The sequence below is a fragment of the Streptomyces muensis genome (genome assembly GCF_021474425.1).
GTDB lineage: Bacteria > Actinomycetota > Actinomycetes > Streptomycetales > Streptomycetaceae > Streptomyces > Streptomyces muensis.
Genome location: NZ_JAKEIP010000253.1, coordinates 1 through 11,822, shown reverse-complemented (window position 1 = coordinate 11,822; position 11,822 = coordinate 1). Strand labels below are relative to the sequence as shown.

The 11,822-nt window shown below is 71.5% G+C and carries 12 protein-coding genes; 6 read left to right on the top strand and 6 right to left on the bottom strand.

From position 1 onward, the window contains the following. Nucleotides 1–59: 59 nt before the first annotated feature. Nucleotides 60–1,154, top strand: coding sequence for a DUF5925 domain-containing protein (locus tag L0P92_RS36095; RefSeq protein WP_234767281.1), 1,095 nt, complete (start codon nt 60–62; stop codon nt 1,152–1,154). A 38-nt stretch (nt 1,155–1,192) separates the two neighbouring features. Then, nucleotides 1,193–1,975, top strand: a complete 783-nt coding sequence (locus L0P92_RS36090) for a DUF72 domain-containing protein (protein WP_234767280.1) — start codon at nt 1,193–1,195, stop codon at nt 1,973–1,975. On the opposite strand, the gene L0P92_RS36085 is transcribed toward L0P92_RS36090, so the two are convergent. Continuing rightward, nucleotides 1,976–2,344, bottom strand: a complete 369-nt coding sequence (locus L0P92_RS36085; protein ID WP_234767279.1) for a GntR family transcriptional regulator — start codon at nt 2,342–2,344, stop codon at nt 1,976–1,978. 70 nt (nt 2,345–2,414) lie between these two features. On the opposite strand from L0P92_RS36085, the gene L0P92_RS36080 reads away from it, so the two are divergent. After that, nucleotides 2,415–3,344: a GNAT family N-acetyltransferase gene (locus L0P92_RS36080; RefSeq protein WP_234767278.1), complete on the top strand. Its 930-nt coding sequence runs from the start codon at nt 2,415–2,417 to the stop codon at nt 3,342–3,344. Further along, nucleotides 3,325–3,852 (top strand): ribonuclease FAU-1 family protein, encoded by a 528-nt coding sequence (locus L0P92_RS36075; RefSeq protein WP_234767277.1) that lies wholly within the window; start codon nt 3,325–3,327, stop codon nt 3,850–3,852. Before L0P92_RS36080 ends, L0P92_RS36075 begins: the two co-directional genes overlap by 20 nt. 11 nt (nt 3,853–3,863) lie before the next feature. On the opposite strand, the gene L0P92_RS36070 is transcribed toward L0P92_RS36075, so the two are convergent. Beyond that, a complete protein-coding gene (locus tag L0P92_RS36070; RefSeq protein ID WP_234767276.1) occupies nt 3,864–4,502 on the bottom strand; it encodes a class I SAM-dependent methyltransferase in 639 nt (212 codons plus the stop codon). A 139-nt stretch (nt 4,503–4,641) separates the two neighbouring features. Between L0P92_RS36070 and L0P92_RS36065 the strand changes: the two genes are divergently transcribed. After that, complete coding sequence (locus L0P92_RS36065) at nt 4,642–4,779, top strand: hypothetical protein (RefSeq protein ID WP_107050061.1); 138 nt, start codon at nt 4,642–4,644, stop codon at nt 4,777–4,779. A gap of 27 nt (nt 4,780–4,806) precedes the next feature. On the opposite strand, the gene L0P92_RS36060 is transcribed toward L0P92_RS36065, so the two are convergent. Next, a complete protein-coding gene (locus L0P92_RS36060; RefSeq protein ID WP_234767275.1) occupies nt 4,807–5,256 on the bottom strand; it encodes a GNAT family N-acetyltransferase in 450 nt (149 codons plus the stop codon). Nucleotides 5,257–5,423: 167 nt separating this feature from the next. On the opposite strand from L0P92_RS36060, the gene L0P92_RS36055 reads away from it, so the two are divergent. Further along, entirely contained in the window at nt 5,424–6,425 is a 1,002-nt protein-coding gene (locus L0P92_RS36055) for a lytic polysaccharide monooxygenase (protein WP_234767274.1), read from the top strand. Between the two features lie 70 nt (nt 6,426–6,495). Here the strand turns inward: L0P92_RS36055 and L0P92_RS36050 are convergent, their stop codons facing one another. The 3 genes from L0P92_RS36050 to L0P92_RS36040 all read right to left on the bottom strand — a co-directional run bounded on the left by L0P92_RS36050 (nt 6,496) and on the right by L0P92_RS36040 (nt 11,793). Further along, a complete protein-coding gene (locus L0P92_RS36050; RefSeq protein ID WP_234767283.1) occupies nt 6,496–7,365 on the bottom strand; it encodes an esterase/lipase family protein in 870 nt (289 codons plus the stop codon). A 217-nt stretch (nt 7,366–7,582) separates the two neighbouring features. Then, nucleotides 7,583–8,557 carry a DNA polymerase Y family protein gene (locus tag L0P92_RS36045; protein ID WP_234767273.1) on the bottom strand — a complete coding sequence of 325 codons (975 nt, stop codon included), beginning with the start codon at nt 8,555–8,557 and terminating at the stop codon, nt 7,583–7,585. Then, on the bottom strand, nt 8,554–11,793 hold the full coding sequence (locus L0P92_RS36040; protein ID WP_234767282.1) for a DNA polymerase III subunit alpha: 3,240 nt from the start codon (nt 11,791–11,793) through the stop codon (nt 8,554–8,556). Before L0P92_RS36040 ends, L0P92_RS36045 begins: the two co-directional genes overlap by 4 nt. Nucleotides 11,794–11,822 lie beyond the last annotated feature (29 nt).

The window sequence follows — 11,822 nt, the reverse complement described above, 5'->3', positions numbered from 1 at the left end:
GCCCACCCCCTCCGGGGAAACGGGATGCACCGGGCGCCCCCGTGCCGGATCATGGCCGCATGTCTGCGAACCCACACGACGCTCTGCCGATCCGGCTCAACGTCGACGACAGCGACTCGCCGTCCGACGTCGTCGACGCGCTGTTCCTCGGCCGCTTCGCGACGGGCGAGCAGCCGTACTCGCACGCGGCGAACATCGACCGCGTACGGTCCGGTGCGACGCTGCTGCCGCCGGGCGCCCGCGTCCTGCGCGCCGCCCGCGACGACGACCGCAGCGCGACGCTGGCGGAGGGCGACGGCTGGACGCTGCTGATCTCCCGCTGGAACCGCGGCGCGGACGTCACCGTGACGGCGACCAGCGCCGAGCTGGCGGAGAAGGTGCTGGGAGAAGCCACGGACGGCGCGGCGGACGAGCCCGAGCCGCAGCCGGAGAACGTGACGATGGGCTTCTGGTACGTCTCCCCCAGGCGCGGCCCGCACCGCACCACCCGGCAGATCTCGGCGGGCACCTGGGACGAGGTGCGGGCCAACTACACCGCGCCGGTGGCGGACGCGATGGACCGTCTGATGAAGACGACCCCTGAGGACATCGCGGGCCGGCTGCTCCTGCTGCACGGCCCGCCGGGCACCGGCAAGACGTCGGCGCTCAGGACGCTGGCCCGCTCCTGGCGGGACTGGTGCCAGGTGGACTGCGTACTGGACCCGGAGCGGCTTTTCTCCGACGTCGGCTATCTGATGGACATCGCGATCGGCGAGGACGACTCGACGGGCAAGGGCCGCTGGCGGCTGCTGCTCCTGGAGGACTGCGACGAGCTGATCCGCGGCGAGGCGAAGCACACGGCCGGGCAGGCGCTGTCGCGGCTGCTGAACCTGACGGACGGACTGCTCGGGCAGGGTCGCAACGTCCTGGTGGGCGTCACCACCAACGAGGACCTGGAGCGCCTGCACCCCGCCGTGGTCCGTCCCGGCCGCTGTCTCGCCCGGATCGAGGTGGGGGCGCTGACGCGCCGGGAGGCGGTGAGCTGGCTGGGCACGGAGGAAGGCATCGGCCGCGAGGGCGCCACGCTGGCGGAGCTGTACGCGCTGCGGCGGGGCACGTCCCCGACGTCCCTGCCGGACCCGAGGGACGGGGCGGACGCGGGGTTGTATCTGTAGTCCCTGTGGTGCGTGGCCCGTGGTGCTTTGATTGAGGTATGACCCTGTTCGTCGGCACATCGGGGTGGCAGTACCGGGACTGGAAGGACGTCCTGTACCCGGCCGACGTGCCCATGCGGCTGTGGCTGGAGGAGTACACGGAGCACTTCGCCACGGTCGAGATCAACAACGCCTTCTACCGGCTGCCGACGCGGGAGAACTTCGAGGCGTGGCGGGACCGGGTGCCGGGGGACTTCGTGGTGGCGGTGAAGGCGAGCCGCTATCTGACCCACATCAAGCGCCTCAAGGATCCCGAGGAACCGGTCCACCGTCTGATGTCGCACGCGGCGGGCCTGGGTGACCGCCTGGGTCCTGTCCTCCTCCAGCTCCCGCCGACCCTGCGCGCCGACCCCGACCTCCTGGACGCCTGTCTGGCCTGCTTCCCGTCCGGAACGCGGATCGCGGTCGAGCCTCGCCACGAGTCCTGGTGGACTTCCGAGACCCGCGGGGTCCTGGAGTCCCGGGAGGCCGCCCTGTGCTGGGCCGACGTCCAGGCCCGTCCGGTGACGCCCCTGTGGCGTACGACGGACTGGGGCTATGTCCGCTTCCACGAGGGCCGCGCCCACCCGTGGCCGCGCTACGGCCGACGCTCTCTGGAGACCTGGGTCGACCGCATCGCGACCACCTGGTCCGACGCCGAGGACATGTACGCGTACTTCAACAACGACCCCGGCGGGGCCGCGGTGCGGGACGCGGTGGTCTTCGGAAGGGCGGCGGCGCGAGCGGGTCTGACGGTGACCCGCACGCCGGAGCTCGCCGCGCGCTCGAAGGCAGGGCGCTGACTATTCCCCGAAGGCCGCCCGCAGGGCGTCCCGGACGGCGGCGAGCCCGGCCTCCTGGTCCGCCCCCAGCCGTCGCACGCGCTCGGCGTACGCCTGCGCGGCCGAGGCCAGCTCACGCTCGGCGGCCGAGCCGGCGGCCGCCACGAACGTGCCGTTGCGGCCCCGCGTCTCGATCACCCCGTCGCTCTCCAGCGCCCGGTAGGCCTTGGCGACGGTGTTGGCCGCCAGCCCCAGGGACTCGGCCAGCCCTCGCACGGTGGGCAGCCGGTACCCCACCGGCAGCACCCCCGACCGCGCCTGCTCGGAGATCTGCGCCCGCACCTGCTCGTAGGGCGCGGCACTGTCATCGATGTGGATCTTCAAGGTCACGCGGCGATTGTCCCGCACCCCCCGGAAATGGAGAGGCACCCTGGCGCATCTCCCCGTAGCGTGCGCCGTGATGACTATCACCGTGCGCCCTCTGCGTCCCGAGGTCCGATCCGACGTCGAGGGCTTCTCCCACGTCCGGCATCTCGCCCTCCCCTTCTTTCTGGTGACCCCGGAGTCCATCGCCTACGACGTCGCCCACATGCACCCGGACGCCCACTACCGTCCGCTCGTCGCGGAGGAGGACGGCGAGGTGATCGGCACCGCCCAGGTCGGGCTCGTCAACGACAGCCCGGAGCCCGGCCAGGCCTACGTCAACGTGTACGTCCACCCGGAGCGCACCCGCCGCGGCGCGGGCACGCTGCTGGTCCGCGCCGCCGAGGAGTACCTCGCCGAGCGTGGCGCGACCAGGCTGTTCGCCTGGATCCTGGACGCACCGGGCAACCGCGCCTTCGCCGAACGGCACGGCTACCGCGAGGGCCGCTCGGCGCACTTCCTCCGCCTGGACCTGGCGAACGGCACGCTGCCCCGGCTCCAGACCCCGCCCCGGGGCGTGGAGCTGCGTACGGGTGCAGACTTCGCGGACGATCCGCGCCCGCTGTTCGAGCTGGACGCACAGGCGGCGTCGGACGAACCGAGCGACGTCGCCTACGAGTTCACGGACTACGAGGCCTGGCTGGAGGAGACCTGGAACCATCCCCTCCTCAGCCGCGAGCTGACCTCCGTCGCCGTCGTCGACGGCCGCCCCGTCGCCTTCAGCGTGGCCCGCACGGACGGTGGCACCCGGTACGGCACCGTCATCACCGGCACCGCACGCGCCTTCCGCGGACGTGGCCTCGCCAAGCTCGCCAAGAACGACTCCCTGCACCGCGCCCGCGCCGCCGGCTGCACGGAGGCGTTCACCGGCAACGACACCGGCAACGAACCCATGCTCGCGATCAACAAGTGGTTCGGCTATGAGATCTGCGCGACGGAGGTACGCCATGTCCGTGAACTCGGCTGACCAGGGACGCCCGCTGGACGTGGTCCTGGTCAAGGGCGGCCGTACGAAGATCCGTTACGAGGCGGAGCTGCTCTCCGACGACGGCACCCGCGTCGTCGTCCGCGCCCCCTGGGCCGGCGTCGGCGTCCGCGACTTCGGCTTCGTCCGCTTCGAGCCGGGCGACGTCTTCACCGAGTACTACTGGCGCGACCGCTGGTACTCGGTGAAGGAGGTCCGAGCGGCCACGGGTGCCCTCAAGGGCTGGTACTGCGACGTCACCCGCCCGGCCACGCTGTCCGGCGCCGAGCTGGTCGTCGAGGATCTCGACCTGGACCTGTGGTGCTCGGCCGACGGCACGGACGTACGCCGCCTGGACGAGGACGAGTTCGCCGAGAGCGGCCTCGAACGGACGGATCCGCAGGCCGCCGCGGCCGCCGTGGCGGCACTGGACGCCTTGGAGGAGCTGGCCCGCGGGGCGGCCGGCTTCGGAGGTCTCCTGGCCCAGGCCCAGAACCAGGAAGGCTCCTAGCCCAGGGGACGTCAGGGTCGGTCCACCACCGCCACGGCCGCGTACCGCTCGTCGTCCACCGCCCTTCCCCACAGCCGCGCGTCGCCGGACAGCCGCTCCACGCGTATGTCACCGGCGAGTGGCGCGAGGAGGGCGGTGAGCCGGTCGGCGGCTATGCCGACCGCTGGCACGGTGGTCCCCCACACGCCCTCGACCAGCACGAACCGTCCTCGCGGGCGCAGCAGCCCACGCCAGTGCCGCAGGACCCGGCCCGGGTCGGGCAGCGTCCACAGGACATGCCGGACGAGCACCACGTCGAACCGCTCCTCCCCCACCGGTGGCGCCGCCGCGTCGCCGACGAGGAAGGCCGCGTCCCGTCCGGCCAGCTTCGCGCGGGCCAGGTCCACCATCGCCGGGGACCGGTCGACTCCCGTGACCCGGTGTCCCTGTTCGGCCGCGAGAAGCGAGAGGCTGCCGGTGCCGCAGCCGAGGTCGAGGACGTCGCAGGCGCGCTCGGGCAGCCAGGACCGCAGGCGGGAGGCCCAGGCCTGGCGCACCTCGGGGTCGCGCAGGCCGTGGTCCGGCTCGTCGTCGAAGTCGGCGGCGGCCGCGTCCCAGTCCACGTCCGTGTCCGTGTCTGTGCCCGTGATGGCGTGTTCACCGTTCGTCATGGGCCAAGAGTGACACCCGCCACTGACAACCGGATCGTGACAGCCGCCACTGACAGGACCAGCGGCGATGAGGAACTCTCCCCGGAAGGGTCTACCTCCACAAGAACGAGGAACTCGGTAGCCCCTGAAGGAGGCAGCCATGCGCCGTGTGACCGTGCAGAAGCCCCTGAAGCGGAAGTCTGATGCCCGCCGGGTCCAGGAGGAGGCGGACGAGCGTCCCTCGGGACGACCCGAGGTCCGCAAGGACATCGCCCGCACCTGGTGGCCGGACGGCTGAAACGCCCCTCGGCCCTCATGAGACACGTCAGTCGAGCCGCTTGCGGTAGTGGACACGGTCGTACGGCCCGTCCATGCGCCGCTCGACGAGCTCGTAGCCGTACTTCGGGTAGATCTTCTGGTTCTCCCACATCAGCGCGTTCGTGTAGAGCCTGACCTCGGTCAGGCCGAGCGCACGCGCGCGTGCGTCCACGAAGTGCAGCAGCCGTCGCCCCACGCCCCTGCCGTGCGCGTCGGGGTGGACGGCGATGCTGTCGAGGAACAGATGGTCCTCGTGGGCCTCGATCACGACGAGCCCGATCACGGGATCGCCCGTCACGAACACCTTCCCCTCGGCCACGTTCGCCGTGTGGTCCGCCTCCATGGGCACGGGCGCCCGTCCGATGCGCTCGATGTAGCGGTGGTAGGCGGCGTCGGTCACTGCCTTCACGGCTGGTACGTCGGCGGCGACGGCCGCCCTGATGTCGTCGTCCGTCATACCGCGACGGTACCTACCTGATCGCAGTCTCAGCACTTCCTTAAGGCGACCCTAAAGATCGCCATCACCCGCCTCCAGCAGGCGATTTCGCGGTTTCCTCGGGCTAGCTTCTGATCGCCCCCACGGGATTCACCCCACGCGTCAGAACCCCCTTGAGGAGATCTTCCATGCCCGCACGCCGCAAGGCCGCAGCCGTCGCCACCCTCGGCCTGACCCCGCTCGCCCTGACCGCCCTCGCCACCGCGCCCGCGGCGGCGCACGGTTCGACGGGTGATCCGGTCAGCCGGGTCTCGCAGTGTTACGCGGAGGGCCCGGAGAGCCCCGAGTCCGACGCGTGCAAGGCGGCGGTCGCGGCGGGCGGTACACAGGCCCTGTACGACTGGAACGGCATACGCATCGGCAACGCGGACGGCCGGCACCAGGAGCTGATCCCGGACGGCAAGCTGTGCAGCGCGAACAGCGAGGAGTTCAAGGGCCTCGACCTGGCCCGCGCCGACTGGCCGGCGACGAGCGTGAGCAGCGGGTCGTACACCTTCAAGTACCGCGTGACCGCCCCGCACAAGGGCACTTTCAAGGTGTACATCACCAAGTCCGGATACGACCCGGCGAAGCCGCTGGCCTGGGACGACCTGGACCTGGCGAACCCGGTGGCGACGAGCACGGACCCGGCGGCGTCGGGCGGCTTCTACACGTTCTCCGGCACCCTGCCCGAGCGCTCCGGCAAGCAGCTGCTGTACGCGGTCTGGCAGCGTTCGGACAGCCCGGAGGCCTTCTACTCCTGCTCGGACGTGGCGTTCGGCGCCGGCGGCTCCGGCAACTCCGGTTCCGGCTCTGACAGCGGGGCCGCCGCCCCCGCCCCGAGTGCCTCCGCGCCCTCCGAGGAGCAGATCGAGGCCGGTGCGGACCAGTCGACGATCGAGCACAACGGCCACGGCGACCAGGACGCCAGTACGTCGGCGGAGCCGGTCGCCGCCGCCGAGGACCAGGGGTCCGGGTCCGCCCCGGCCAACCGGCCGAAGGCCGCCGGTGCCACCGAGAACCTCGCCGAGACCGGCGGTGACAGCGGCACGGCGTATCTGGCGATGGGCGGTGCGGCGACGCTGGCGCTCGGTTCTGCGGTCCTGTTCGCGTCGGTGCGCCGACGGGCGGCGGGCGGCGGACGCCGCTGACGTAGTGCTCCGGGGTCTGACCGGCGGCTCAGGCCGGTCAGACCCCGGTGGTGTCCGGTCGCCCGGGCGTTCAGCCGACCACCGACGCACAGGTGGTCGGCGTCGCACGTGCCGGGTCGAGCGCGTTGGTCACCTCGTGGAAGGCGATCCGGTCGGTCAGCCCGAGGAGTGCGTGCTCGGACAGGTCGACCGCGCACTTGTCCTGGATCAGGACGTTCTTCACGTCGGGCCCGTTCAGGAACTGGGTCCGCCACGGCGTGACCACCTCGTCGTACTTGGTGGCGATCACGGTGTAGCGGACGCCGGGGACGGTGTCGCCGCCCGCGTTGAGCTTGGTCATGAACTCGGATCCCACGACCTGCTGGGCGAGGGCGGGGGTGGCGGCGGTGAGCAGGTCCTCGGCGCCGGGGAAGTAGGGCAGCAGGTTGGTGAGCCCCGCCAGGGTGGTGCCGTGGTTGTTGGGCGCGATGCCGACGAGGGCGTTCACCTTGGCGGCACCGCCGAGGAACTTGAGGTAGTAGCGGGGCATCATGCCGCCCTGCGAGTGACCGACGAGGTCGGCCTTCGCGGCGCCGGTGGCGGCGAGGACGGTGTCGATGTAGGTCGACAGCTGCCCTGCCGACCTGTCTATGGGGCCGAGGGCGTGGAAGAAGGGCACGCCCGGCAGTTGGCCGTAGTCGAGGGAGAAGACGCAGTAGCCGCGGTTCACCAGATAGGGCGCGAGTCCCAGCCAGTTGTCGACGGAGTTGGCGAAGGTGCCGTGCACGAGGACGACGGGGCGGGGATGGGCGGCGGAGGGCTTGCAGGAGTAGTCGTTCCAGCCGCTGTGCGTGGTCGCCGCCGCTTCGGCCGCCTGGGCGGTGGTGGCGGGGACGACGGCGACCGCGGTGGTCAGCAGCAGCGCGGCGACGGGTCTGAGCACTCGTTTCCAGGGCAGCATCATGTGATCTCCTTGCGGCTCAAGGGAGTTGCGACGGCCTTACGCCCTGTGATCCGGATCACGAGGATGCTGTTCACTTGTCAAGTTACGGGCGAGTAGTAGACGTGTGAAGTTACGCGTCAGTAAAAACTTCCAGTGATAACCAGTCACCAGGAGGGACGCCGGGGCCGCGGCCCGCACAGGCCCGCTTGTCGCACCCCCGTGGACACGCTGACGCCTACGCCGCCAGCGCCCCCGGCATCACCGCATGCGGCCCGAACTTCGCTCGCGCGCGGTCCGCGACCTCCTCCAGGCGCCGGGCCTTCTCGTCGAGCGGGTCGAAGGTGAGCTGGTAGGAGGCCTGCTCGGCGGGGTCGAGCCCCTCGGCGCGCAGGGCCAGGGCACGCACCCGGGCGCGTTGGAGGCCGAGGGCCTCGTACATGCCGTACGCCACCTTGGTCAGCGCCGCCGAGTGGGCCGTCGGCTCCTTCAGGGTGCGGCTGCGGGTCGTCGAGGAGCGGTCGGCGTAGCGGACGGTGAGGGTCAGGGTGCGGCAGACCTTGTCCAGGGCGCGCAGCCGGGCGCCCAGCTCGTCGGCGGCCGAGAGCAGGGCGCGGCGATGCCGGTCGGGGTCCAGTTCGTCGCGGGTGAAGGGGCGTTCGGTGGCCAGTGAGCGCGACACGGCGTTCGGGACGACCCGGCCGCGGTCGATTCCGCTCGCCTTCTCGCGCAGCTCACGCCCGGTCTTCGCGCCGACCAGACGCTGAAGCGTGGACAGCGGCGCACCGGCGACCAGGCCGAGGGTGTCGAGGCCGTACTCGCACAGGGTGCGGGCGGTCGCGGCGCCGACGCCGGGCAGCGCGGCGACGGGCCTGTCGGCGAGGAACTCCGCGATGGCGTCCGGGTCCTCGGGAACGGCACAGGTCGCCCCCGGCCGGGCGTCCCGCAGCGCCACGCGGGCCAGCATCGGCCCCGGCCCGGCGCCGATCGCGCAGTCGATCCCGTGATGGGCGAGGGCGCGCACCCGGATCACCGACGCCAGTTCGAGCGCGTCGCGCCCGAAGTACCGTTCGGCGCCCCGCAGATCGGCCAGCGCCCCGTCGGGCGGCAGCGCCTCCACGACCGGCGTGAAGTCCTCCAGCAGTCCGAGCAGCCCCGGCAGGGCCGCCTCGTCCGCCGGCGGCAGCTGGAAACGTACGCAGAGGATGGTCATCCCGCACTCCCCGGACTCTGGTGCCACAACTTCCGTACCTGTGAGGGCTCTTGACCCGCCGGCCGCAGATCGGCCCACGGGTGCATCTCGTATCCGGTCGGCAGCTGGATGCGCCGGCCGTGCGTCGGGTCGTCGCCGTCCCCCTCCGCCACGGGCTCCGCCAGCCGCGCCGCCACCACGTCGAGGCCGCCCTCGGCGCGCAGCTCGACCAGTTCGGCGAGGTTCCAGGCGGCGGAACCCACCACGCTCAGGCTGCGCGGCCCCCGCCGCTGCACGACCCCGCGCACCAGCAGCAGCCAGGAGTGGAAGACGGTGTGGGCGCAGGCGTCGTGCGAGTCGTCGAAGAACGCGAGATCCACCAGCCCCGTCCCGTCGTCCAGCGTGCTGAAGATGACCCGCTTGCCGGACCGGATGGGCGGCGTCTGGGTGGCCGCCTTGGCCCCCGCGACCAGCACGGTCTCACCGTGCCGGGCCTCGCGCAGCCGCCGCGCGCTGACCACGCCCAGCTCGTCAAGGAACTCCCGGTGGTCGTCCATCAGATTGCGCGAGGCGTCCATCGACAGCACACCCAGCTCGGCGCTGAGCCGCTCCTGCGAACTGAGGTCGGGCAGCCCGGCCGCGGCCGTCCTCCGCCCGCCGCTCAGCGGGAGTTGGCCGCCGCCACCACCCCGGCCCCGGGCACCCCGGTGCAGTTCGGTCAGATGCAGTTGCAGATCACGCCGGTTGGCCCCGAAGGCGTCCAACGCACCGACCTGCGCGAGCCGTTGGGCCAGCGGACGACTGGGCCGCCCCCGCTCCCAGAAGTCGAGCAGCGAGGCATACGGCTGCCCGTCCGCGATCCGTGCCGCCTCGGCCTCACTGATGCCGTACACGTCGGAGAGGGCGAGCCGCAGCCCCCAGACCTTCCTCGACTCCTCTGATTCAGACACCAGTTCGATCCGATGGGCGACCCCCGACACGTTCACGTCCAACGGCAGGATCGGCACCCCACGCCGCCGCGCGTCCGCCAGCAGCAGCCGCTTCGGGTACATCCCGGGGTCGTGGGTGAGCAGACCGGCGTAGAAGGCGGCCGGGTGATGGGCCTTCAGCCAGGCCGACTGATAGGTCGGCACGGCGAAGGCGACCGCGTGCGCCTTGCAGAAGCCGTACGACCCGAAGGCCTCGACGATCTCCCAGGTCCGCCCGATGGTCTCCGCGTCATACCCGCGCGCCGCAGCGTGCTGCGCGAACCACACCTGGATCCGCCCCTGCGACTCGGGGTCCGACAGCCCCCGCCGCACCCGGTCCGCCTCGTCCCGCCCGCACCCGGTCATGATGTGCACGATGTCGATGATCTGCTCGTGGAAGACGACGACCCCGTACGTCTCCCGCAGCGGCCCCTGAAGATCCTTGTGCGGATAACGCACCGGCGCCCGCCCGTGCCGCGCCTCGATGAACGGCCGCACCATGTCGGCGGCGACCGGCCCGGGCCGGAAGAGCGAGATGTCCACGACAAGGTCGTGAAAGGTGGCCGGCTGAAGCCGCCCGATCAGATCCCGCTGCCCCGGCGACTCGATCTGGAAGCAGCCCAGGGTCTCGGTGGAACGAATGAGCCGGTACGTCTCCGCATCACCCTCCCCCCGCTCGAAGTCGAGCGCGTCCAGATCGATCCGCTCCCCCGCGACCCGCTCCACCTCCGCGACCGCGTGCGCCATCGCCGACTGCATCCGCACGCCCAGCACATCGAGCTTGAGCAGCCCGAGATCCTCGACGTCGTCCTTGTCGAACTGCGACATGGGAAAGCCCTCGCCGCTGGTCGGCATGACAGGCGTACGCGACAACAAGGAGGCATCGGACAGCAGCACCCCGCACGGATGCATGGCGATCCCCCGGGGCAGGGCGTCGAGAGCCTCGACCAGCTCCCACAGCTTCCCGTACTTCTCCCGCTCCCCCGCCAGCTGCCCGAGCTCGGGCAGCTCGTCCAGCGCCGCCCGGGCATCCCGCGCCCGGATGTGCGGAAAGGACTTGGCGATACGGTCGATGTCGGCCGGATCCATGGACAGGGCCGCCCCCACGTCCCGGATCGCGTGCCGCACCCGATAGGTCTCCGGCATCGAGACGGTCGCGACCCGCTCACGCCCGAACCGGTCGATGATCGCGCGATAGACCTCCAGCCGCCGAGCGGACTCCACATCAACATCGATGTCGGGCAGCACCAGCCGCCGCTTGGACAGGAAGCGCTCCATCAGCAGCCCGTGCTCTACGGGATCGGCGTGCGCGATGCCGAGCAGATGGTTGACGAGCGACCCCGCCCCGGACCCCCGCGCGGCCACCCGGATCCCCATCCCCCTCACATCATCAACGACCTGAGCGACCGTCAGAAAATAGGAGGCGAACCCGTGATGGGCGATGATGTCCAGCTCCTGATGCATCCGCTCCCAGTACGCCCGCCGCCCGTCATAGCCGCGCCGCACCATGCCCGCCACCGCCCGCGAGGCGAGCGCCCGCTGGGCGGTGCGCTGCCCGGCCCCGACGAGATACGGCTCGGGGAAGTGCACGGTGCCCATGCCGAGATCGTCCTCGGGATCGACAAGACACTCACCGGCAGTCGCCCCGGTCTGCTCCAACAACCGGTACGCGGCATCGCGCCGAAACCCCGCGGCCTCGACGACCCGCTCGGCGACCCGCGCCATCTCCCCCGCACCCTTGAGCCAGGCCTCACCGGAGTCCAGCTCCTTGGTGGAGTCGATGGGCACGAGCCGACGCGCGGCGTCCAGCACATCGGCGACCGGCCCCAGACCGGGATCCGCGTACCGCACGGCGTTGCTCAGCACCGGCCGCACCCCCTGCTCGGCGGCGAAGCCCACGGTACGGGCGGCCAGCCGCAGCGAACCCGGCCCGGTGCCCCGGCGCCCGTGCCATACGGCCTCCAGCCGCAGGGAGTCGCCGTAGATCTCCCGCCAGGGCTCAAGCAGCCGGGCCGCCCGATCGGGACGCCCGGCGGCCAGCGCCCGCCCCACATCGGACTCGACACCGAGCAGGACGACCAGCCCGTCCCCCCGGTTGTCCCCCCGAGGCAGCAGCGGCGCCCCTTCACCACCATGCGCGGCCGAAACAACCCGGCAAAGATCAGCCCACCCCCGCCCCCCGTCCCGGGCACGAAAGGTGACCCGAGGAGCCGCCACATCGACAAAGGCGCCCCCCCAGTCTCTTATACACAACACCGAGCCCACCAGACCAGTTATATCATCGCGTATTCCGTCTTCTGGGTGTAAAGAGGGGGGGG

Excerpts from the sequence above, each read along its gene's own strand:
- L0P92_RS36095 (WP_234767281.1), top strand. The coding sequence starts at position 60 with ATGTCTGCGAACCCACACGACGCTCTGCCGATCCGGCTCAACGTCGAC.
- L0P92_RS36050 (WP_234767283.1), bottom strand. The coding sequence starts at position 7,365 with ATGCTGCCCTGGAAACGAGTGCTCAGACCCGTCGCCGCGCTGCTGCTG.
- L0P92_RS36090 (WP_234767280.1), top strand. The coding sequence starts at position 1,193 with ATGACCCTGTTCGTCGGCACATCGGGGTGGCAGTACCGGGACTGGAAG.
- L0P92_RS36045 (WP_234767273.1), bottom strand. The coding sequence starts at position 8,557 with ATGACCATCCTCTGCGTACGTTTCCAGCTGCCGCCGGCGGACGAGGCG.
- L0P92_RS36065 (WP_107050061.1), top strand. The coding sequence starts at position 4,642 with ATGCGCCGTGTGACCGTGCAGAAGCCCCTGAAGCGGAAGTCTGATGCC.
- L0P92_RS36055 (WP_234767274.1), top strand. The coding sequence starts at position 5,424 with ATGCCCGCACGCCGCAAGGCCGCAGCCGTCGCCACCCTCGGCCTGACC.
- L0P92_RS36075 (WP_234767277.1), top strand. The coding sequence starts at position 3,325 with ATGTCCGTGAACTCGGCTGACCAGGGACGCCCGCTGGACGTGGTCCTG.
- L0P92_RS36080 (WP_234767278.1), top strand. The coding sequence starts at position 2,415 with ATGACTATCACCGTGCGCCCTCTGCGTCCCGAGGTCCGATCCGACGTC.
- L0P92_RS36060 (WP_234767275.1), bottom strand. The coding sequence starts at position 5,256 with ATGACGGACGACGACATCAGGGCGGCCGTCGCCGCCGACGTACCAGCC.
- L0P92_RS36070 (WP_234767276.1), bottom strand. The coding sequence starts at position 4,502 with ATGACGAACGGTGAACACGCCATCACGGGCACAGACACGGACACGGAC.